Consider the following 21,987-nt stretch of genomic DNA (forward strand, 5'->3'; position numbering starts at 1 on the left):
TCTTTCGTCTCAACCGAGGCGCGCATTCTACAGCAGCCTCATTTGCTGTCAAGTGATTATTTTCAGAAGTTTTCGAAAAATTCTTCAACAACTTCAACCACTTGCGCTTCCGATCTCTCGTTAGCGGGAGGCGCATTCTACAGCGTTACTCGCTGCTGTCAACACCTCTTTTTCTCCGCTTTCGACCGAGAAGATCGAACCGTTGAAAGCGCCATACATCACTGCGATTCCAACTCCTTCCAGCCTTCGATGATCTGAAGCAAGCCGCTGTCGAAAACCGCATAACTCTTTGAATCTCAAGGAGTTTTCCGTTTCGACTGCGCCGGAAGTGGGGCGAATTATAGACTTCTAAAATTCGCCGTCAACCCCTATTTTCAACTTTATTCGGATTTCAACGTGATACGGGCAAAAGCCTTCTTGCCAGCCTGGCAAACATGAGTCGCACCCAGTACATATATAAAGGAGCGATCAACCACTTCACCATCAACACGCACACCACCCGCAGCCAGCAGATCACGCGCCGCTGCCGAGTTCTTCACCAGGCCTGCTTTATTAAGGACAGCCGCAATCGGCATATCTTCAGTCGAAGCCAGCTCGATCTCTGGCAAGTCATCCGGCAGCTCGCCATCCTTCATCCGATTACCCGCACCACGGTGAGCGTTAGCCGCAGCCTCCTCACCATGGAAACGGGCAACGATCTCTTCAGCCAGCTTGATTTTGATGTCACGGGGATTGGCACCCGCCTCAACGTCAGCCCGGAACGCATTGATTTCATCCATCGAGCGGAAGCTGAGCAATTCGAAGTAACGCCACATCAGCGCATCCGGAATCGAAACCAGCTTACTGTACATGACGCCCGGAGCTTCCTGAATACCGACGTAGTTACCCAGGGATTTGGACATCTTCTTGACGCCATCCAACCCTTCAAGCAACGGCATGGTCAGAATGCATTGAGCCTCTTGACCATAACCACGCTGAAGCTCACGCCCCATCAGCAGATTGAATTTCTGATCGGTACCACCCAACTCGACATCCGCACGCAGAGCGACCGAGTCATAACCCTGCACCAGCGGATAGAGGAACTCATGGATAGCGATGGGCTGATTTGTGGTGTAACGCTTGTCGAAGTCATCGCGCTCCAGCATGCGCGCGACGGTGTACTGCGAAGTCAGGCGAATGAAGTCCGCCGGCCCCATCTGGTCCATCCAGGTCGAATTGAACGCAACTTCGGTTTTCGCCGGATCAAGAATCTTGAACACCTGGGTCTTGTAGGTCTCGGCGTTTTCGAGCACCTGCTCGCGAGTCAACGGAGGACGCGTGGCGCTTTTGCCACTGGGATCACCGATCATCCCGGTGAAGTCACCTATAAGGAAGATCACCTGATGCCCCAAGTCCTGGAACTGGCGCAGCTTATTAATAAGCACGGTATGCCCCAGGTGCAGATCCGGTGCGGTTGGATCGAAACCAGCCTTGATACGCAGCGGCTGGCCGCGCTTGAGCTTCTCGATCAGCTCGGACTCGACCAATAGTTCTTCCGCACCACGTTTAATCAGCGCTAGCTGCTCTTCAACCGACTTCATAACAGACCCGCAAGGCTCAGACTCAAAGGGACCCAACCATACAAGATCGCGCACCAATTACAAGTTTTGCCCGGCGCGCGGACACCAATCCACTGACAGGAGGTCTGTAGACTTGCTTCAGAGATGATTTGGTTATATTTTATACAGTTATTTCATCTTCATCATGTCATTCATCTTTTCCAATTCATTCTTTTTTCAAAGTCAAAATTACCTATGACCACAGAACCGTCTAAAGCGCCTCCGCTTTACCCGAAGACCCACCTGCTTGCCGCAAGTGGAATCGCCGCCCTTCTCAGCCTGGCGCTGCTGGTATTTCCCTCTAGCGATGTCGAAGCCAAAAAGACGACTCTGAGTCTTGAGCTGGAAAGTCCTGCTGAACAACTGACACAAGACCAAGACGCTGCCGACGCAGCCCAAGCCACAAACGAACCCGCAACGTCACCGTTCGCACAAATCGAAAACAGCGACGAAAACAGCGACGAAAACGCCGCGCAAACCGCTGAAACCGCGCCGGCACCTGCTGCGCTTGCAGAAAAGCCGAAAGAGCCAGGCCATCGCGAAGTAGTCGTTTCCAAAGGCGATACGCTGTCCACCCTGTTTGAAAAGGTCGGCCTGCCAGCGGCGTCCGTCCATGAAGTGCTGGCAAGCGATAAGCAGGCCAAGCAATTCAGCCAGCTCAAACGCGGTCAGAAACTCGAATTCGAACTGAGCCCTGAAGGCCAGTTGACCAGCCTGCACAGCAAAGTCAGCGACGTTGAAACCATCACCCTGACCAAGAACGACAAGGGTTATTCGTTCAACCGTGTGACCGCCAAGCCAACTGTTCGCACTGCTTACGTCCACGGCGTTATCAACAGCTCGCTGTCGCAGTCCGCTGCGCGCGCCGGCCTCTCTCACAGCCTGACGATGGATATGGCCAGCGTCTTCGGCTACGACGTCGACTTCGCTCAAGACATTCGTCAGGGCGACGAATTCGATGTGATCTACGAGCAGAAAGTCATCAACGGCAAAGCAGTCGGCACCGGCCCGATTCTGTCCGCTCGCTTCACCAACCGCGGCAAGACCTACACCGCCGTTCGCTATACCAACAAACAAGGCAACAGCAGCTATTACACTGCCGATGGCAACAGCATGCGCAAGGCCTTCATCCGTACGCCGGTTGACTTCGCCCGCATCAGCTCGAAGTTCTCCATGGGCCGCAAACACCCGATCCTGAACAAGATCCGCGCCCACAAAGGCGTCGATTACGCAGCGCCACGAGGCACGCCGATCAAGGCTGCCGGTGACGGAAAAGTGCTGTTGGCCGGCCGTCGTGGTGGTTACGGCAACACTGTGATCATTCAGCACGGCAACACTTATCGCACGCTCTACGGCCACATGCAGGGTTTCGCCAAAGGCGTGAAAACCGGCGGTACCGTCAAGCAAGGTCAAGTCATTGGCTACATCGGTACTACGGGCCTGTCCACCGGCCCGCATCTGCATTACGAGTTCCAGGTCAACGGCGTTCACGTCGATCCGCTGGGCCAGAAGCTGCCGATGGCCGATCCAATCGCCAAGTCGGAACGAGCGCGCTTCCTGGCGCAGAGCCAGCCGTTGATGGCGCGCATGGACCAAGAGAAGGCCACCATGCTGGCTTCGAGCAAGCGCTAAGCCATGGCCCTGTATATCGGCGTGATGTCCGGAACCAGTCTCGACGGGCTGGACATTGCCCTGATCGAGCAGACCTCGGCGATCAAACTGATCGCCACTCATTACCTGCCAATGCCCGATTCCCTGCGCGCCGAGCTGCTTGGCTTGTGCGCGAGCGGCTCCGACGAGATCGCCCGCTCGGCTATTGCCCAGCAACACTGGGTCGAGCTCGCCGCTTCAGGTATTCATTCCCTCCTCGCTCAGCAACAGCTCCAACCCGAAGCTATCCGCGCTATCGGCAGTCACGGCCAGACCATTCGCCATGAGCCGGCGCGCGGTTTCACCGTGCAGATCGGCAATCCGGCCCTGCTGACAGAGTTGACCGGCATTACCGTTGTCAGCGACTTTCGCAGCCGCGATGTCGCGGCGGGCGGTCAAGGCGCCCCTCTGGTCCCAGCCTTTCATGAAGCCTTGTTTGAAGAGCGTACCGGCAACCAGGCAGTCTTGAATGTCGGCGGTTTCAGCAATCTCAGCCTGATTGAGCCGAACAAACCTGTAGCCGGTTTCGACTGCGGCCCGGGAAATGTTCTGATGGATGCCTGGATTCACCAGAACCGCGGCGAAAATTATGACCGGGACGGGCAATGGGCTGCGACAGGCACCGCTCAGCCAATCCTGCTAAAGGCACTGCTCAGCGACCCGTTCTTCGTTACCACGGGCCCGAAGAGTACTGGCCGTGAAGTCTTCAATCTGCCTTGGCTGGAACGCCATCTCTCGCGCCTGCCGATGTTTTCGGCCGAAGACGTGCAAGCCACGCTGCTCGAGCTGACTGCGCTGACCATCGTCGAGTCGCTGCAGAGTGCTCAATCGGACACTCAGGAACTGCTGGTCTGTGGCGGCGGCGCGCATAACGCCACACTGATGACGCGTCTGGGGCAGCTACTGCCCAATACCAAAGTCGCCAGCACGGCCACCCACGGCGTTGATCCTGACTGGGTCGAAGCCATGGCCTTTGCCTGGCTCGCCCGTTGCTGCCTCGAAGGCATTGCCGCTAATCGACCAAGCGTCACCGGCGCTCGCGGCCTGCGCGTACTCGGCGCCATCTACCCGGCATAATCGCCAGACACAAAAACGCCGCAGAACCGTAAGGCTCTGCGGCGTTTTGTTATCTGCAGTGGAATGCGTTCAGATCGAGAAGGAAGATCCGCAACCACACGTAGTGGTGGCGTTCGGGTTCTTGATCACGAAGCGCGAACCTTCCAGGCCTTCCTGATAATCCACTTCAGCACCGGCCAGGTACTGGAAGCTCATCGGGTCGACCACCAGACTTACGCCTTCTCGTTCGACGATAGTGTCGTCATCGGCCACGTCTTCATCGAAGGTAAAACCGTACTGAAACCCTGAACAACCGCCGCCCGTAACGAATACGCGCAGCTTCAAGCGATCATTCCCCTCTTCATCGACCAGGCTCTTCACCTTGTGCGCAGCACCTTGAGTGAATTGCAAAGCCGTGGGGGTGAAGGATTCGACGCTCATGCTGACTATCTCCCGGCGTTACGCCGCCATAATGCGTGATGACGCGCATTATCCGCTTGTCCTAGAAAATTGGTCAACTATTAGAAAAGCAGCGGCAAGCTTCAAGCGGTGAGCTTCAAGCTTGCGACTGATCTCTTGTAGCTTGTGGCTTGAAGCTCGTTGCTGCTTCTAAGGAAGCATCCCGGCGTGGGACAGACCAAAGCGCTCGTCCAGCCCGAACAGAATGTTCATGTTCTGCACCGCCTGCCCCGAGGCGCCCTTGACCAGATTGTCGATCACCGAAAGCACCACTACCAGATCGCCATCCTGCGGCCGATGCACGGCAATACGGCAGACGTTGGCGCCACGCACACTCCGGGTTTCCGGGTGGCTGCCCGCTGGCATTACGTCGACGAACGGTTCGTTGGCATAACGTTTTTCAAACAGCACCTGCAGGTCCACCGAACGATCGGTGACGGTTGCGTAGAGCGTGGAGTGAATGCCTCGAATCATTGGCGTCAGGTGTGGCACGAAGGTCAGCCCTACGTCCTTGCCCGCCGCACGACGCAAGCCCTGGCGAATTTCCGGCAGGTGACGGTGACCCTTCACCGCGTAGGCCTTCATGCTTTCCGACGTCTCGGAGTACAACGAGCCCACAGCCGCACCGCGACCGGCACCGCTGACGCCGGATTTGCAGTCGGCGATCAGACGCGAAGTATCCGCCAGACCGGCTTCGAGCAAAGGCAGGAAGCCCAATTGCGTAGCGGTTGGGTAGCAACCCGGAACAGCGATCAGGCGCGCTTGGCGAATCTGTTCGCGATTGACTTCCGGCAGACCATAAACAGCTTCATCCAGCAGCTCCGGCGCGCCATGCGGCTGGCCGTACCACTTGGCCCACTCTTCGGCGTCTTGCAGGCGGAAATCGGCTGACAGGTCGATCACCTTGGTGCCTGCTGCCAACAGTTCGCCGGCCAAAGCATGAGCGACGCCATGCGGTGTAGCGAAGAACACCACATCGCAAGCGCCCAGGGTCTTGATGTCCGGCACGCTGAAGGCCAGACCGTCATAGTGGCCACGCAGGTTCGGGTACATGTCAGCCACGGCCAGACCGGCCTCGGATCGGGAAGTGATGACCACTACCTCTGCCTGCGGATGTTGTGCCAACAGACGCAGCAGTTCGACACCGGTGTAACCCGTGCCGCCGACAATACCGACCTTGACCATAAACCTGCCCTCAACGAACCCACTGGAAAGCCGTCGATAATAGGGGCCGCGCGCGGCTGCGACAACCGTCAAGGTGACGCGCGGACGCTCAAGCCTCTACTATCTGGCTACCGTGAATGAGGGAATAACCAAAAATGCTCTATCTATGGCTCAAAGCGTTTCATATCGTCAGCGTCGTATGCTGGTTTGCAGGGCTGTTCTACCTGCCGCGACTGTTCGTTTACCACGCACAAAGCGAAGACTCGATCAGTAAGGAACGCTTCAGCATCATGGAGCGCAAACTGTATCGCGGGATCATGGGGCCGGCGATGATCGCCACGCTGATCTTCGGTGGCTGGCTGATCTACCTGAACCCGAGCATTTTCAGCCAGGGCGGCTGGATTCACGCCAAGCTGACTCTCGTCGTCTTGCTGATCGGCTACCACCACATGTGTGGCGCACAGGTAAAACGTTTCGCCCGTGGCGAGAACACCCGCAGCCATGTCTTTTATCGCTGGTTCAATGAAGTGCCGGTTCTGCTATTGCTGGCTATCGTAATTCTGGTCGTGGTCAAGCCGTTCTAACTTCAATACGTACAGATCTCTGGGGTGTCCATCATGTCGCTGCCCGCTCTGCTCGAACAACGTCTGCGTTTGCCTGTGGTGGCCGCGCCGATGTTCCTGATTTCCAATCCCGAGCTGGTGCTCGCCTGCTGCCGTAACGGCGTGGTCGGCAGCTTTCCGGCGCTGAACCAACGCGAAAGCAGCGGTTTCAAGGCATGGCTGGAACAGATCGAGGCGGGGCTGGCGACGCTGGACAATCCGGCCCCTTACGCCGTGAACCTGATCGTGCACAACAGCAACCCACGCTTGCAGGCGGATCTGGAGATCTGCGTCGAGCACCGTGTACCGATCGTGATTACCAGCCTCGGTGCGGTGAAAGAGCTGGTCGATGCAGTTCATAGCTACGGTGGCCTGGTGTTCCACGATGTAACCACGCGCCGGCACGCCGAGAAAGCCGCCGAGGCCGGTGTCGATGGTTTGATCGCGGTCGCCGCCGGCGCTGGCGGTCATGCCGGCACCTGGAGCCCGTTCGCACTGATTGCCGAAATCCGCGAATTCTTCGACAAGACCTTATTGCTTGCCGGATGCTTGAACCACGGCCACGAGATTCTTGCCGCGCAACTGCTCGGCGCAGATTTGGCCTACTTCGGTACACGATTTATCGGCACCCTCGAAAGCCATGCGCCTGACGCCTATAAAGAAATGCTGCTGACAGCCAAGGCGGCGGACATCATTCATACTCCGGCGGTGTCAGGGGTTCCGGCCAGCTTCATGCGCCAGAGCCTGGAGGCCGCCGGGTTCGACATGGCCGCGCTGCAAGGCAAGGGCGAAGTGAATTTCGGCGACAAGCTCAAACCGATCAACGACGAAGCCAAAGCCTGGAAGACCGTATGGTCGGCTGGCCAAGGCGTCGGGCAGATAAGTGATCTGCCAAGCGTGGATCAATTGATCGCTCGCCTTGATGCCGAGTACCGCCAGGCGCAGAAACGCGCAGCGCAATTGCCGCAACGCTGGCCACGTTAACCCTGCCAGGCCGATTGCCTGGATCGGCCTGACACTGACTCCCTTTGAATCTACTCGCGACAAGGATGCCCCGGCCATGAGCGAACCCCGCTACAAGATCGTATTCGACGGAGCTTTACAGCCCGGTGTCGACCTCGCTACCGCCAAGCTCAATCTGGCCGATCTGTTCAAAACCGATGTCACCGCCATCGAGCGCCTGTTCAATGGCCGTACGGTCGCCCTCAAGCGTGACCTGTCCCACAGCGACGCCCAGACCTATCTGCAAGCGCTGAGCAAAACCGGGATCGATGCGCGGATCGAAACGCAAACAGCCATTGAACTGAACCTGGCGGATGTTCACGAAAACACCGCCGCCGTGGCCGAACCGGACTCACCTTATGCACCACCGCGCGCCAGCGTCGGTGAACGCCTTCCTGAATTCGCGACGCTCAAGCCATTGAGTGTCGAAGGCCGGATCGGACGCCTGCGCTTTCTTGCCTGGACCATGGTCCTGAGCCTGGTGACCTTGCCCATCGTCGGCGTGTTCGCCCTGCTGGCCCTCGGGCTGGTCAGCGGCGACTCGACCACCGGGCTGATTGTCGGCGCGATTCTCGCGTGCTTCCTGTTTATCGGCTTCCTGATCGTCAGCATTCTGTTCAGCGTCCAACGTCTGCACGATATCGGCTGGTCGGGCTGGCTCTGGCTGTTGAACCTGGTGCCGTTCGTGGGCAGCTTCTTTCCTCTGGTCATCATGGTCGTCCCGGGCAATACCGGCGCCAACCGCTATGGCCCGCCACCTCCACCCAACAGCACGGCGGTAAAAGTGCTGTGTTCGTTGTGGATTGTATTTTTCGCACTGATCTTTGCCGGCGGAATACTCGGTGGCTTCTCGGCCGTTCAGGAGGAATACGAAAGCAGCCTGGAAAGCAGCTATGACAGTGGCGCGGTGAGCACTGATGAAATCGAGATCGAAGTCGAACCGCCGGTGAATTCCGCCGACGATGCAGCCGAAGCGGCGCAGGCCCCTGTAGACTCTGCGAAAGAATGAACAGCGCTCCCCGCCGTGACACCCGCGTCGCCGGCGCGGAGCTGTTGCGATGGAGAATTGCATGACCCGTTACGCTCTGATCACTGGCGCTTCCAGCGGCATCGGCCTGGCCATGGCCGAAGCGCTGGCCCGGCGTGGCCGCAGCCTGATACTGGTGGCACGACAGCGTGATCAGCTGGAAAGTATTGCCATCGAACTGACCCAGCGCTTCGACGTCGAGGTACTGTTTCGCGCCTGCGATCTGGGCGAGCCCTTGCGTTTGTCCGGGTTCCTGCTGGAACTGGAGGAAGGCGACCGGCAGATCGATCTGTTGGTCAATTGTGCCGGTATCGGCACCTGCGGACCTTTTCTGGCGCAGGACTGGATGACCGAGCAGGATCTGATCGAAGTGAACATTCTCGCCCTCACCCGCCTGTGCCATGCCATCGGCAACAGCATGGCACTGCAAGGCGGCGGGCAGATTCTCAATGTCGCCTCGATGGCGGCGTTCAATCCGGGGCCGTGGATGAGCACCTATCACGCCAGCAAGGCCTATGTGCTGCACTTTTCCGAAGCCCTGCGGATCGAGCTGAAAAAATGTGCGGTCAAGGTCTCGGTGCTGTGCCCTGGCCCGACACGCACAGCCTTTTTCCGCACGGCGCAAATGGACAGCGACAAACTCAACGACAGCCACAACCTGATGAGTCCCGAAGAAGTCGCGCTGTATACCGTACGCGCCCTCGACAAAAATCGCGCAATCATTATCCCGGGTCGACGCAATCGTTGGGTCGCCTTCGTCTCGCGATTCGGCTCGCGCTGGCTCAATCGGACCCTCGCCGGCATGGCTAACAAGTCTTACTGCCCGCGCTGAATCGCCCTACAGCAAAACACTGGGAGGGTTGATCTCCCGTGGGTACACTCAAGCCAGTCCAAACAACGGAGAAAACAGCAGTGGATACTCTGTTCACCAAGATCATCAATCGGGAAATCCCGGCCAACATCATTTACGAGGACGACCAGGTTCTGGCCTTCCACGATATTGCCCCGCAGGCACCGGTGCATTTCCTGGTGATCCCGAAGAAGCCGGTGCGTACGCTTAATGACCTGACCGAGGACGACAAGGCATTGGCCGGGCACATCCTGTTCACGGCGCAGCGTCTCGCGCTGGAGCTGGGCTGCGAGGAAGGCTTTCGCGTGGTGATGAACTGCAATGAACTCGGCGGGCAAACGGTCTATCACATCCATATGCACGTGCTGGGTCAGCGCCAGATGAACTGGCCACCGGGCTGATTCACGGCAACCGACGGTGGGAGCGAGCCTGCTCGCGAAGGCTTCGGCAGGCTCAGCAGATGGGTACCAGTGACTCTGCTTTCGCGAGCAGGCTCGCTCCCACCAATAGACCCACAGTGCGATCCAGCGCTGCGCGACCAATGACCCAACGCAAACCCTCGTCGGCCGATTCGGTTAAACTGGCCACCGAGATATTTCCCCGGAGGTCAGCATGACTACCCAACGTCACTACTCGCCCATTGACCGTCTTCTGCTGCAAGCCGATGCCGCGATGCGCACCCTGTTGCCCTTCAGCGGCCAGCCGTACCGCCCGTCGCCCGCCATCCTGCAGCCGGACACGCCGATGAGCGATGAAGACACCCGTCACGTCGCTGGCCTGATGCGCATCAACCATACCGGTGAAGTCTGTGCCCAGGCGCTGTACCAGGGACAGGCGCTGACCGCCAAGCTGCCTCAGGTGCGCGAGGCCATGGAACATGCGGCCGAAGAAGAAATCGATCATCTGGTCTGGTGCGAACAGCGCATCCATCAGTTGGGCAGCCATACCAGTGTCCTGAATCCGCTTTTTTACGGCATGTCGTTCGGGATTGGCGCCGTGGCCGGATTGATCAGCGACAAGGTCAGTCTGGGTTTTGTCGCGGCGACCGAGCATCAGGTGTGCAAGCACCTGAATGAACATCTGGAGCAATTGCCCGCCGAGGATGAGAAGTCCCGGGCGATTCTGGAGCAGATGCGCATCGATGAAGAACATCATGCGGAAAGTGCGCTGGACGCAGGCGGTTTTCGTTTTCCGGCGCCGGTGAAATTCGGGATGAGTTTGTTGGCGAAGGTGATGACCAAGAGTACTTATCGGATCTGAGATCTCGATTGCTGTAAATGGCCTCTTCGCGAGCAGGCTCGCGCCTACAGGGGGCTGTGTTCGAGCAATAAAAAAGGCGACTGCCGTGAGGGAGTCGCCTTTTTTGTGCCTGGAATCTTAAGTCGGCATGTTGCGCGCGTAGAAGATTTCGAGCATTTCGTGTTTCACACGATCAGTCACCTGAGCACGCTGCTCAGAGGACAGATTGCTGGTGGCGTCGCCGAACAGGTAGTTATCCAGTTCGAAGTTCTTCAGCAGCATTTTGGTGTGGAACAGGTTTTCCTGGTACACGTTCACGTCGGTCATCTGGTACGCGTCGCGGGTGTCTTCGGACAGGTAGTTCTGGATCGAGTTGATCTCGTGGTCGATGAAGTGCTTGTTGCCTTCAACGTCACGGGTAAAGCCGCGCACACGGTAATCCACGGTCACGATGTCCGAATCGAACTGGTGAATGAGGAAGTTGAGCGCCTTGAGCGGTGAAATGACACCACAGGTCGACACGTCGATATCCACACGGAAGGTAGCGATACCGTCGTCCGGATGGATTTCCGGGTAGGTGTGCACCGTGATGTGGCTCTTGTCGAGGTGGGCCAGGATAATTTCGGGCAACGGGCCCGGCGATTCTTCGATCTGGCTTTCGGTCGGGGTTACCGGCTCTTCCGAAATCAGAATCGTGACGCTGGCGCCCTGGGGTTCATAGTCCTGACTGGCGATGTTCAGGATGTTGGCACCAATGATCTCGACAACTTCTGTGAGAATCTGCGTCAGGCGTTTCGCGTTGTACTCTTGATTGATGTACTCGACGTAGGCCTGCTGGTCTTGCGGGGTTTCCGCGTAGCAGATGTCATAGATGTTGAAGCTCAAGGTCTTTGTCAGGTTATTGAACCCGTGGAGCTTGAGTTTGCTTTTCACCGTTAAAAACTCTCTATGTATGCGGCGCGGCCGCGTGATCAAGCATGCCCGTCAAATGCGAACAACGCACCTGCGTAGGACGGTTAACACCTCTTCGCGATGGCGATTTTGGTTATCTGTTCAGGCGAATGACCCGTCGGCTGACCGATCACTGCCCTGAAAAAAGTGGCGCATTATGCAGACGTCAGCGGGGGATCGCCAGAGTCTGCACTGCTTTTATGATAGTTGAATGTCGGATCAACCGAGTTCGACGATTTCGTAGTCGTGGGTAATCGCCACGCCAGCCGCGCCGAGCATGATCGAGGCCGAGCAATACTTCTCGGCGGACAGCTCGATGGCGCGTTTGACCTGAGCCTCTTTCAGACCACGGCCCTTGACCACGAAGTGCATGTGGATCCTGGTAAACACCTTCGGATCTTCAGTCGCACGCTCGGCTTCGAGGAAGGCTTCACAGCTTTCAACGGCTTGGCGGGACTTCTTCAGAATGCTGACCACGTCGAAGTTGCTGCAACCGCCGACGCCCAGCAGCAACATTTCCATCGGGCGAACCCCAAGGTTACGGCCACCGGCGTCCGGCGGACCATCCATCACCACGACATGACCGCTACCGGATTCGCCGAGGAACATGGCTTCGCCAGCCCATTGGATGCGTGCCTTCATCGCCCAGACTCCACTGTAAAAAAAGGGTCGCCAGCTTAGCACAGCGGTTTGGCCTGACAGCGACCGACGTCCTAGGACCGCTACCTCTAAGCTGTAGGTAATTTCTCGAATTTCCGACGAAGTGTCTGGTAAGCTGGCGCCAATTCGCTGGCGCGCCTGTCAGTCAGCGTCACGACCGCCTACGGCGCCTCATAAAAAAATCAAACATCACCGTGCAGTTTTTTCGGGATACAACCATGGTTGCTATTACCCCCACATCCAAAATCAAGAATCTCGACAAGCTGTTGATGCATTGCCAGCGCCGTCGCCATGCGGCCAAGAGCAACATTATCTGTGCCGGTGACCGCTCCGATACGCTGTACTTCATTATCAAGGGCTCGGTCACCATCCTGATCGAAGACGACGATGGCCGCGAAATGATCATTGCGTACCTGAACGCCGGTGATTTCTTCGGTGAGCTGGGCCTGTTCGAACAGGCGGGCCAGGAACAACAACGCAGTGCCTGGGTACGGGCCAAGGTCGAATGCGAAACGGCGGAAATCAGTTACACCAAGTTCCGCGAACTGTCGCAGCAGGATCCGGACATTCTTTACGTCCTCAGCGGACAAATCGCACAGCGCCTGCGCAACACCACGCGCAAGGTCGGCGATCTGGCGTTCTTCGACGTCACCGGTCGAGTCGCTCGCTGCCTGCTGGAACTGTGCAAACAGCCGGACGCCATGACTCACCCGGACGGCATGCAGATCAAAGTGACCCGTCAGGAAATCGGCCGGATCGTCGGTTGTTCGCGAGAGATGGTCGGTCGCGTGCTCAAGGATCTTGAGGAACGCAACCTGGTCGACGTGAAAGGCAAGACCATGGTGGTCTACGGGACACGCTAAGCGCTGTAGATCCGCGCCAGCATCAAGCGAAACAATTCATCCAGACGCGCCAAGGCCTGTGGCGCGTTGAATTTCTCATGCAGGGCGATGTGGCTTTCAGCCCTCACCCGCTGCTCCAGACCGCAGGCCTCATTGAAGCGATTGACCGCTGCGACCAATGCCTGGCGCTCGTCATCGATCAACATCGCACCGTGCACCAGCCCGACCGGACGCTGACCGCCCTGACTCTGGCGCCAGCGCTGGGCGGTGCCGACCATCTTGCGCCCGTCCAGATTGACGTTGAAACGACCGTCGCAAAAGGCGCCGTCGACTTCGCCCACCGACGAGGTGCCGCCCAATTCATCCAGTAACTGACAGATCGGATCGCAGAGACGGCGGTAGCCGGTTTCGATGCGATTCAAGTCGCCTTCGCTGCGCGGCGGCGCATACACCAAGGCAATATTGATCGTTGAAGCGGACTGCGGCACCGGCTCACCGCCGGTTTCGCGCAGCAGTACCGGCCAACCGGCGGCGGCGGAGACTTCGCAGGCGTGGTCGAATTCAGGGAGGCGATTGAGGCGGCGCGGCATGACCAGCGCGCGATCGGTGGGTTGCCAGAACAGCAGGCCGAATTCGGCGTCGCCGGCGCAGATCGAGGCCAACAAGTCTTGTTCGGCTTGCAGGCCGGATTCGATGGTCAGGGGGGTTGGCAGCGACATGGTGAGCTCCGGCAAGTCGAGTCTCTTTAGCGGATTCGAGGGCCCCATCGCGAGCAGGCTCACTCCTACAGGGGGAACGCGTTTCAAATGTAGGAGTGAGCCTGCTCGCGATGGCGTCGAATCAGTCGAGGGTCGAACCGCTTATCACCGGACCGCCACGTTCCGGGAAGAACAGGCGCTGCAATTCAATGCCTGGGTTCTCTGCGCGCATGAACGCTTCGCCGACCAGGAACGCGTAGACGTCGCTGATTTCCATCAACTCGACATCGGCGCGATTGAGAATGCCGCTTTCGGTGATTACCAATCGATCCCGCGGAATTCGCGGCAGCAGGTCGAGGGTGGTCTCCAGGCTGACATCGAAGGTGTGCAGATTACGGTTGTTAACCCCGACCAGCGGCGTGTCGAGGGTTTTCAACGCGCGCTCAAGTTCGTCGCCGTCGTGCACTTCCACCAGCACATCGAGACCGACGCCTTTGGCCACGGCTGCCAGCTCGGCCATTTTCACATCGTCGAGTGCGGAGACGATCAACAGCACGCAATCGGCGCCCAAGGCTCGGGCTTCAACGATCTGGTACGGATCGATCATGAAATCCTTGCGGATGACCGGCAGTTTGCAGGCGGCACGGGCCTGTTGCAGGTAAGCATCGGCGCCCTGGAAGTAATCGACATCGGTCAGCACGGACAGGCAGGTCGCCCCGCCCTTCTCGTAGCTTTTGGCGAGGTCGGCGGGTACGAAATCCTCGCGGATCACGCCTTTGCTCGGTGAGGCCTTTTTGATTTCGGCAATCACCGCAGGCTGTTTTTTCTTCGCCTGCGCCAGCAACGCTTGAGCAAAACCACGGGGCGCATCGGCCGCCCGGGCCAGGTTTTCCAGCTCACTGAGGCTTACACGGGCACTGCGCTCGGCAACTTCCTCGACTTTGCGCGCAAGGATCTTCTCCAGAACCGTCGGTACGCTCATCCCTCATTCTCCACTTTGAATACCGCGGTAAAGGCACCCAGCTCCTCGAGTTTTTCCCGAGCGAGGCCGGTGTGCAGGGCATCGTGCGCAAGCTCTACGCCCTGTTTCAAACTGTTCGCCACGTCGGCGGCATACAGCGCGGCACCGGCGTTAAGCACAATCATCTCGGCCGCTTTCTGGCCGTTTTCGGTCTTGCGCTTGCCCAGCGCATCGCGGATCAGCGCCAGCGACGCTTCCGGGCCTTCGACCGACAGGCCGTGCAGGCTCTGGCTTTTCATGCCCAGATCTTCCGGCTCGACCCAATATTCGCTGATTTCATTGTTCTTCAGCTCGGCGACGAAGGTCGGCGCGGCGAGGCTGAACTCGTCCAGCCCGTCCTTCGAATGCACCACCAGCACATGTTTGCTGCCCAATCGCTGCAAGACTTCGGCCAATGGCCGGCACAGCGCCTGGGTGAACACACCCACCACCTGATGTTTCACACCGGCCGGATTCGTAAGCGGGCCAAGCATATTGAACAGTGTCCGCAGGCCCAGGTCGCGGCGCGGGCCGGCGGCGTACTTCATGGCTTTGTGATGGGTCTGGGCGAACATGAAACCGATGCCGACGTTGTCGATACAACGCGCAACCTGAACCGGGGTCAGGTTCAGGTAGATGCCGGCGGCTTCCAGCAGGTCGGCACTGCCGCTCTTGCCGGAGACTGCGCGGTTGCCGTGCTTGGCCACGGTGCAACCGGCCGCAGCGACAACAAAAGAGGAAGCGGTCGAGACGTTGAAGATGTTCGCGCCGTCGCCGCCGGTGCCGACCACGTCGACCACGCCATCGAGGGTTTTCAACTCGACCTGATCGGCCAGCTCGCGCATCACCGACACGGCGCCGACGATTTCGTCGATGCTCTCGCTCTTCATGCGCATGGCCATCATGAACGCGCCGATCTGCGCGTCGCTGCATTGGCCAGTCATGATTTCGCGCATCACGTCGCGCATTTCATCGGTGCTGAGGTCGAGGTGATCGACGATACGGCTCAGGGCTGTCTTGATATTCATGGAAAGTCCTTAGCGCGTGCCGCCGGTTTGTTTGAGGAAATTGGCAAACAGTTCATGGCCCTGCTCGGTGAGGATCGACTCGGGATGAAACTGTACGCCCTCGATGTTCAGGGTTTTGTGACGCAGGCCCATGATCTCATCGACCGAGCCGTCGTCGTGTTGCGTCCACGCGGTCAGCTCCAGGCAATCGGGCAAAGTCTGGTGCTTGACGATCAGCGAGTGGTAGCGGGTGACGGTCAGCGGATGATTGAGGCCGGCAAAAACGCCCTTGTCCTCGTGGAATACCGGGCTAGTCTTACCGTGCATCACTTGACGCGCGCGTACGACATCGCCACCAAAGGCCTGGCCGATCGACTGATGGCCCAGGCAGACGCCGAGGATCGGCAGTTTGCCGGCGAAGTATTTGATCGCGTCGATGGAGACGCCGGCTTCGGTCGGCGTGCAAGGACCGGGGGACACCACGATGCGCTCAGGGTTGAGCGCTTCGATCTGAGCAATCGTCAATTCATCGTTGCGCACGACTTTGACCTCGGCCCCCAGCTCGCCGAGGTATTGCACAACGTTGTAAGTAAAGGAGTCGTAGTTGTCGATCATCAGCAACATGGCGTTTCGAACCTCTTGAATTCTGACTTGGAGACAGCCTTCAGATGACTTGCCCGCAGGGCGCTGCACGATGTCGGACGCCGGAACAGACGGCGACACAGCGGCATTTCAAACAGACAAGGAAGGCAAAGCGATACAGATCCGGCGGGGCCGGCGGAAAAGATTCAGGCGCGCCAACGCCAGCGGGCGTGTGCCTTGATGACTTGATCCAGAAGTTTGCTGGTGATCAACACGGGGAAGGTCTCGTTCATACGTTCCGGCACAGTAACTTAGCTGGGCAGAGCGTGCAATATGACCTTGGCTGCAAGGGATAAAACCAGACAGGGATTGGCGATCGATGGCAAAAGGCCGGAAGTTTTTGGTACTGTCGTTTCGTTCACCTACAACAATAAATAAACGGACTTGCTCATGAATAAAAAGACGTTGTTTGCACCCATGGCCGGCTGCCTGCTCGCGCTGGCCTGCGCCCAGGCGAATGCGGCGCCCAACCCCTATTCGAATTTCATTGTGTTTGGCGACAGCCTCAATGACGCCGGGACGTTCGCCGACAGCGGCGGGCCGGCAGGCGCCACCGAGCGTTACACCAACCGCACCGGGCCGCTGTATCAGGATGGCAGCGGCGAACTGTATTCGTTGAATTCCACCCAACTGCTGGGCGGCCGCCTGGGCTTCACGGCGGATCAGACAGCGTCGTCAAGTTCAGCCGTGCGCGCCGACAACGGTCAGGTCGACGGCAGCAACTGGGCGGTCGGCGGTTATCGCACCGACCAGATTCTCGACTCGATCACCACGCAATCGGCCACGGGCGAACGTACCCGCGCCGGCTACTTGCCGTCGAACGGTTTGCGTGCCGACCCGAATGCCCTCTATTACATTTCCGGCGGCGGCAACGACTTCCTGCAAGGCCGTGTCCTCAGTCTGCCCCAGGCCAGTGCCGCTGCCGATCGCCTGGCTGACAGCGTGCAAACCCTGCAAACCGCCGGCGCCAAATACGTGATGGTCTGGCTGCTGCCCGACGTTGGCTTGACCCCGGCCCTGAACGGCACGCCGCTGCAGGCCTTCAGCAGTACCCTCGCCAACCAGTTCAACAGCCAGTTGGTGACGCGTCTGCGAGGCATTGACGCGGAAATCATACCGTTGAATATTCCGGCGCTGCTCTCGGAGGCTTTTGCCGATCCGGGACGCTTTGGCCTGGCCACTGACCAGAACCTTACCGCGACCTGTTTCAGCGGCAACGGCTGCCCCGAAAACGCCCGTTACGGGATCAACAGTGCCACGCCGGATCCGACCAAGTTGATCTACAACGACGGCGTGCACCCAACCGAGTCCGGGCAGAAACTGATCGCCGACTACGCTTATTCCTTGCTGGCAGCACCGTGGGAATTGAGCCTGCTGACGGAAATGGCCCACGGCACCGTGCGTGCACATCAGGATGAATTGCGTAACCAGTGGCAGGCGGACTGGGAGAACTGGCAAGCGGTCGGCCAATGGCGCGCCCTTGTCTCTGCAGGCGGCCAGCACCTGGATGTCGACAGCCAAAGCAGCGGCGCCAGCGCCGATGGCAGCGGTTATAACCTCAACGTCGGCGGCAGCTATCGCCTCAACGATGCCTGGCGTGTGGGCGTGGCAGCAGGTTTCTACCGGCAGAACCTGGAGGCTGGACACAACGACTCTGACTACAAACTCAACAGCTACATGGGCACCGCATTCGCCCAGTTCCAGCAGAATCGCTGGTGGGCTGATGCCGCACTGACCGGCGGCAAACTCGACTACGACAACCTCAAGCGCAAGTTTGACCTCGGCGCCAGCGAGGGTGCGGAGAAAGGCGATACCGACGGCAGCCTGTGGGCGTTCAGCACCCGTATCGGTTATGACATTGCCCAGCCGGGCAGCGAATGGCACCTGTCGCCGTTCGTCAGCGCCGACTACGCCAGCGTCGATGTCGACGGTTACTCGGAAAAGAGCAATCGCGCCACCGCGCTGAGCTTCGATGACCAGAGTCGCGATTCGAAACGCCTGGGCCTGGGTATTCAGGGCAAGTACAACTTCACCGCGCAAACCCAGGTGTACGGCGAATACGCGCATGAGCGGGAGTACGAAGATGACGTGCAGAAGGTCAACATCGCGCTTAACACTTTGCCGGCCAATGACTTCACGCTTGAAGGCTACACACCGGCGAGCCACCTGAACCGCTTGAGCCTGGGAGTCAGTCACAAGCTGACGACGGATCTGGCGTTGCGCGCTGGTTATACGCTGCGCAAGGACGATGACTTCAAGCAGCAGGGCTTGAATGTCGGGGTTGTGCTGGATTTCTGAGTTGCAGACGCAAAAAAGCGGCGCCCTCACAGGCGCCGCTTTTTTTTGCCCCGACACAATCCAAATGTAGGAGTGAGCCTGCTCGCGATTGCGGTGGGTCAGTCAACGAATATGTTGAATATTAGTCCGCAATCGCGAGCAGGCTCACTCCTACAAGGGTTTTGTGTTGGCTCAGGCTTGCGGGGTTTGTTCGGCAAGGGCCACGGCGCGGAACATCGCGCGGCGCTTGTTCAGGGTTTCTTCCCATTCCAGCGCCGGCACCGAGTCGGCGACGATGCCGCCGCCGGCCTGCACGTGCAACTCACCGTTCTTGATCACCGCCGTGCGAATGGCAATGGCGGTGTCCATGTTGCCGTTCCAGGCGAAATAACCGACTGCGCCGCCATACACGCCACGCTTGACCGGCTCGAGTTCGTCGATGATTTCCATTGCGCGAATCTTCGGCGCGCCGGACAAAGTGCCCGCCGGCAGAATCGCCCGCAGCGCGTCCATCGCAGTCAGGCCGGCCTTCAACTGGCCGGTGACGTTGGAGACGATGTGCATCACGTTGGAATAACGCTCGATGACCATCTTCTCGGTGAGTTTCACCGAGCCGATTTCCGAGACGCGCCCAGTGTCGTTGCGGCCCAGGTCGATCAGCATCAAATGCTCGGCGATCTCTTTGTCGTCCGACAGCAAGTCTTGTTCCAGCGCCACATCGGCTTCTTCGGTGGCGCCACGCGGGCGCGTACCGGCAATCGGGCGCACGGTGATCAGGTTGTCCTCGACCCGCACCAGCACTTCCGGCGAACTGCCGACGACGTGGAAGTCGCCGAAGTTGAAGAAGTACATGTATGGCGTCGGGTTGAAGCAACGCAGGGCACGGTACAGATCGATCGGCGCAGCCTTGAAATCGATCGACATGCGCTGCGACGGCACCACCTGCATGCAGTCACCGGCAAGGATGTATTCCTTGATGGTGTCGACGGCTTTTTCGTAATCGTCTTGAGTAAAACTCGAACGAAACACCGGATCGGCCGACTGCTGCTTGCTGAAATCCAGGCCACGACGCGGGGTGATCGGCTGGCGCAGTTTTTCCAACAGCGTCTGCAGTTGCGCCTGGCCCTGCTCGAAGGCATCGGCCTGGGCCGGGTCGGCGAGGACGATTGCGTGCATCTTGCCGGCGAGGTTGTCGAACACCACGACCGCGTCGGACACCATGAGCAGAATATCCGGAACGCCCAGCGGATCCGGGTTCGGGCACTTGCCCAGGCGCTTCTCGACATACCGCACGCAGTCGTAACCGAAGTAGCCGACCAGACCACCATTGAAGCGCGGCAGACCGGCGATGGTCGGCACGTTGTAGCGCGCCTTGAAGGTTTCGACAAAGGCCAGCGGATCATCGACATCGTGACTTTCGGTCTCGACGCCATCAACGGTGATGCTCACGTGATGGTCGTGGACCCGCAGCACGGTGCGGCACGGCAAACCGATGATCGAGTAACGGCCCCACTTTTCGCCGCCCTGCACCGATTCGAGCAGGTAGGAGTTGGGTTGGTCGGCCAGTTTCAGGTAGATCGACAGCGGCGTGTCGAAGTCGGCCAGGGTTTCGCAGGCCAGCGGGATGCGGTTGTAGCCGTCAGCGGCCAGACGCAGGAATTCTTCGCGGATCATAAGGTGCCTCGTGGTGTGAGGTGCAATCAGTCAGTCAGGCAAACGCGCCGGCAGGCCGGCCAGAATCAGTCAGGCGCGCCAACGCCAGCGGGCCAGGGCCTTGATGACTTTCATCCAGAGTTTGCGGGTGACCACCACGATGGCGTTTCCAGAAGGGGGTTGAGCAGCGTCGGGCAACGTTATCTCAGCGGCCGTGACGAGGCAACCGGGAATTAGTTTGCGCAGATCGTCGATCACCAGTGCCGGCGATTCCTCGGCAATTGGCCGGCCATGGTTATAGCCGTAACTCAGTGCCACACACTTGACCCCCGCCGCTTTCGCCGCCAGCACGTCACTGCGCGAGTCACCGACGAACAAGGATTGCGAGGCCGGAATGTTGGCCATTTTCATCACGAAGAACAGCGCGGCCGGGTCAGGTTTCTTCTGCGGCAGGGTGTCGCCGCCGATGATCCACTTGAAGTAACGGCCGATTTTCATCTGATCCAGCAGCGGCGCGACGAAACGCTCCGGCTTGTTGGTGATCAACGCCATGGCCACGCCTTGTTTGTGCAGCCACTTGAGGGTGTCGCGCACACCGGGATACACCACGGTCAGCTCATGGCTGGCGCCGTAGGCCTCCATGAAAATCTCCAGCGCACGCTCGGCCTCGGTGTCATCCACCGCCGTGTGATCGATGCCACCGGCCAGCGCGCGACGCACCAGCACCGGTGCGCCATTGCCAACCCATTCGCGCACCGCCGCGATGCCCGCAGGCGGGCGGCCGAGGGTGAGCAGCATGCGATCCACCGCCACCGCCAGATCGGGAACAGAATCGATCAGGGTGCCATCCAGATCGAACATCACCAACCGTGGCAGCTGCCCTGGGAACAACTGCTCAAAACCGCTCATGGCCGCGCCAGTGCCAGTTCGGAACGCATCTTGTCGATGACTTCCTGATAGTTTGGCGCGTTGAAAATGGCCGAACCGGCGACAAAGGTGTCAGCGCCAGCGGCAGCGATTTCGCGGATGTTGTTGACGTTGACGCCGCCGTCGATTTCCAGGCGGATGTCACGGCCCGAAGCGTCGATGATCGCCCGCGCTTCACGCAGTTTGTCGAGGGTGCCGGGAATGAACTTCTGCCCGCCGAAGCCTGGGTTGACGCTCATCAGCAAAACCATGTCGACCTTGTCGATCACGTACTTGAGCACGTCCAGCGGGGTCGCCGGGTTGAACACCAGGCCGGACTTGCAGCCACCTTCACGGATCAGTTGCAGCGAGCGGTCGACGTGCAGCGTGGCTTCCGGGTGAAAGGTGATGTACGTCGCGCCGGCCTCGATGAAATCGCCAACGATGCGATCCACCGGGCTGACCATCAGGTGCGCGTCGATCGGCGCGGTGACGCCGTACTTGCGCAGTGCGGCGCAGACCATCGGGCCGATGGTCAGGTTCGGCACGTAGTGGTTGTCCATGACGTCGAAATGGACGAAGTCGGCGCCGGCGGCGAGAACGTTGTCCACTTCCTCGCCGAGGCGGGCGAAGTCGGCGGAGAGGATCGACGGAGCAATTACGAAGGGCTGCATGACGCACCTGTGCTGAGCTAAATCACGATG

23 protein-coding genes are annotated in these 21,987 nt (G+C 59.0%); 11 read left to right on the forward strand and 12 right to left on the reverse strand.

All coding sequences use genetic code 11. The features are described 5' to 3' along the window. The coding region (locus HU765_RS26820; RefSeq protein ID WP_238344700.1) for a hypothetical protein at positions 1-258 on the forward strand (258 nt) is incomplete at its 5' end. A 122-nt stretch (positions 259-380) separates the two neighbouring features. Here HU765_RS26820 and tyrS read toward each other — a convergent pair. After that, positions 381-1,580 carry a tyrosine--tRNA ligase gene (gene tyrS / locus HU765_RS13000; protein ID WP_186550948.1) on the reverse strand — a complete coding sequence of 400 codons (1,200 nt, stop codon included), beginning with the start codon at positions 1,578-1,580 and terminating at the stop codon, positions 381-383. A 213-nt stretch (positions 1,581-1,793) separates the two neighbouring features. On the opposite strand from tyrS, the gene HU765_RS13005 reads away from it, so the two are divergent. After that, positions 1,794-3,230 carry a peptidoglycan DD-metalloendopeptidase family protein gene (locus HU765_RS13005; RefSeq protein ID WP_186620974.1) on the forward strand — a complete coding sequence of 479 codons (1,437 nt, stop codon included), beginning with the start codon at positions 1,794-1,796 and terminating at the stop codon, positions 3,228-3,230. A 3-nt stretch (positions 3,231-3,233) separates the two neighbouring features. Continuing rightward, positions 3,234-4,325, forward strand: coding sequence for an anhydro-N-acetylmuramic acid kinase (locus HU765_RS13010; protein WP_186620976.1), 1,092 nt, complete (start codon positions 3,234-3,236; stop codon positions 4,323-4,325). A 69-nt stretch (positions 4,326-4,394) separates the two neighbouring features. On the opposite strand, the gene erpA is transcribed toward HU765_RS13010, so the two are convergent. Further along, a complete protein-coding gene (erpA, locus tag HU765_RS13015) occupies positions 4,395-4,745 on the reverse strand; it encodes an iron-sulfur cluster insertion protein ErpA (protein WP_007918905.1) in 351 nt (116 codons plus the stop codon). A gap of 168 nt (positions 4,746-4,913) precedes the next feature. Continuing rightward, positions 4,914-5,948: an N-acetyl-gamma-glutamyl-phosphate reductase gene (gene argC / locus HU765_RS13020; RefSeq protein WP_186620978.1), complete on the reverse strand. Its 1,035-nt coding sequence runs from the start codon at positions 5,946-5,948 to the stop codon at positions 4,914-4,916. Between the two features lie 134 nt (positions 5,949-6,082). Between argC and hemJ the strand changes: the two genes are divergently transcribed. The 6 genes from hemJ (at position 6,083) to coq7 (ending at position 10,668) form a co-directional block, all read left to right on the forward strand. Further along, positions 6,083-6,511, forward strand: coding sequence for a protoporphyrinogen oxidase HemJ (gene hemJ, locus HU765_RS13025; RefSeq protein WP_186620980.1), 429 nt, complete (start codon positions 6,083-6,085; stop codon positions 6,509-6,511). Between the two features lie 33 nt (positions 6,512-6,544). Continuing rightward, complete coding sequence (locus HU765_RS13030) at positions 6,545-7,513, forward strand: nitronate monooxygenase family protein (RefSeq protein WP_186620981.1); 969 nt, start codon at positions 6,545-6,547, stop codon at positions 7,511-7,513. 76 nt (positions 7,514-7,589) lie between these two features. Beyond that, on the forward strand, positions 7,590-8,540 hold the full coding sequence (locus HU765_RS13035; protein WP_186620982.1) for a DUF805 domain-containing protein: 951 nt from the start codon (positions 7,590-7,592) through the stop codon (positions 8,538-8,540). Positions 8,541-8,601: 61 nt separating this feature from the next. Next, on the forward strand, positions 8,602-9,390 hold the full coding sequence (locus HU765_RS13040) for an SDR family oxidoreductase (RefSeq protein ID WP_186620983.1): 789 nt from the start codon (positions 8,602-8,604) through the stop codon (positions 9,388-9,390). A gap of 80 nt (positions 9,391-9,470) precedes the next feature. Beyond that, entirely contained in the window at positions 9,471-9,809 is a 339-nt protein-coding gene (locus HU765_RS13045; RefSeq protein ID WP_016772924.1) for a histidine triad nucleotide-binding protein, read from the forward strand. A 211-nt stretch (positions 9,810-10,020) separates the two neighbouring features. Continuing rightward, complete coding sequence (gene coq7, locus HU765_RS13050) at positions 10,021-10,668, forward strand: 2-polyprenyl-3-methyl-6-methoxy-1,4-benzoquinone monooxygenase (RefSeq protein WP_186550940.1); 648 nt, start codon at positions 10,021-10,023, stop codon at positions 10,666-10,668. A 117-nt stretch (positions 10,669-10,785) separates the two neighbouring features. Here the strand turns inward: coq7 and speD are convergent, their stop codons facing one another. Both speD and HU765_RS13060 read right to left on the reverse strand, forming a co-directional pair. Next, positions 10,786-11,580 carry an adenosylmethionine decarboxylase gene (gene speD, locus HU765_RS13055; RefSeq protein ID WP_034155105.1) on the reverse strand — a complete coding sequence of 265 codons (795 nt, stop codon included), beginning with the start codon at positions 11,578-11,580 and terminating at the stop codon, positions 10,786-10,788. Between the two features lie 237 nt (positions 11,581-11,817). After that, complete coding sequence (locus HU765_RS13060; RefSeq protein WP_186620984.1) at positions 11,818-12,240, reverse strand: OsmC family protein; 423 nt, start codon at positions 12,238-12,240, stop codon at positions 11,818-11,820. Positions 12,241-12,476: 236 nt separating this feature from the next. Between HU765_RS13060 and crp the strand changes: the two genes are divergently transcribed. Further along, positions 12,477-13,121 carry a cAMP-activated global transcriptional regulator CRP gene (gene crp, locus HU765_RS13065; protein WP_186550939.1) on the forward strand — a complete coding sequence of 215 codons (645 nt, stop codon included), beginning with the start codon at positions 12,477-12,479 and terminating at the stop codon, positions 13,119-13,121. On the opposite strand, the gene HU765_RS13070 is transcribed toward crp, so the two are convergent. The 4 genes from HU765_RS13070 to HU765_RS13085 form a co-directional block, all read right to left on the reverse strand. Beyond that, positions 13,118-13,819 carry a lipoate--protein ligase family protein gene (locus tag HU765_RS13070; RefSeq protein ID WP_186550938.1) on the reverse strand — a complete coding sequence of 234 codons (702 nt, stop codon included), beginning with the start codon at positions 13,817-13,819 and terminating at the stop codon, positions 13,118-13,120. The two genes, crp and HU765_RS13070, sit on opposite strands and share 4 nt — an antisense overlap. Positions 13,820-13,940: 121 nt before the next feature. Further along, complete coding sequence (gene trpC / locus HU765_RS13075; protein ID WP_186620985.1) at positions 13,941-14,780, reverse strand: indole-3-glycerol phosphate synthase TrpC; 840 nt, start codon at positions 14,778-14,780, stop codon at positions 13,941-13,943. Beyond that, complete coding sequence (gene trpD, locus HU765_RS13080; RefSeq protein WP_186620986.1) at positions 14,777-15,826, reverse strand: anthranilate phosphoribosyltransferase; 1,050 nt, start codon at positions 15,824-15,826, stop codon at positions 14,777-14,779. The genes trpC and trpD overlap by 4 nt, the downstream gene beginning before the upstream one ends. 9 nt (positions 15,827-15,835) lie before the next feature. Next, a complete protein-coding gene (locus HU765_RS13085; RefSeq protein ID WP_186620987.1) occupies positions 15,836-16,429 on the reverse strand; it encodes an aminodeoxychorismate/anthranilate synthase component II in 594 nt (197 codons plus the stop codon). Positions 16,430-16,837: 408 nt separating this feature from the next. Between HU765_RS13085 and estP the strand changes: the two genes are divergently transcribed. After that, on the forward strand, positions 16,838-18,745 hold the full coding sequence (gene estP, locus HU765_RS13090) for an esterase EstP (protein ID WP_186620989.1): 1,908 nt from the start codon (positions 16,838-16,840) through the stop codon (positions 18,743-18,745). A gap of 171 nt (positions 18,746-18,916) precedes the next feature. Here estP and trpE read toward each other — a convergent pair whose 3' ends face one another. The 3 genes from trpE to rpe all read right to left on the reverse strand — a co-directional run bounded on the left by trpE (position 18,917) and on the right by rpe (position 21,957). Next, positions 18,917-20,398, reverse strand: coding sequence for an anthranilate synthase component I (gene trpE / locus HU765_RS13095; protein ID WP_186620990.1), 1,482 nt, complete (start codon positions 20,396-20,398; stop codon positions 18,917-18,919). A gap of 69 nt (positions 20,399-20,467) precedes the next feature. Then, positions 20,468-21,286, reverse strand: a complete 819-nt coding sequence (locus HU765_RS13100) for a phosphoglycolate phosphatase (protein WP_186550932.1) — start codon at positions 21,284-21,286, stop codon at positions 20,468-20,470. Continuing rightward, entirely contained in the window at positions 21,283-21,957 is a 675-nt protein-coding gene (rpe, locus tag HU765_RS13105; protein WP_007918813.1) for a ribulose-phosphate 3-epimerase, read from the reverse strand. Before rpe ends, HU765_RS13100 begins: the two co-directional genes overlap by 4 nt. Between the last annotated feature and the right edge of the window lie 30 nt (positions 21,958-21,987).

The sequence above is a fragment of the Pseudomonas sp. SWRI81 genome (assembly GCF_014268545.1).
In the GTDB taxonomy this organism is placed as follows: Bacteria; Pseudomonadota; Gammaproteobacteria; order Pseudomonadales; family Pseudomonadaceae; genus Aquipseudomonas; species Aquipseudomonas hamedanensis.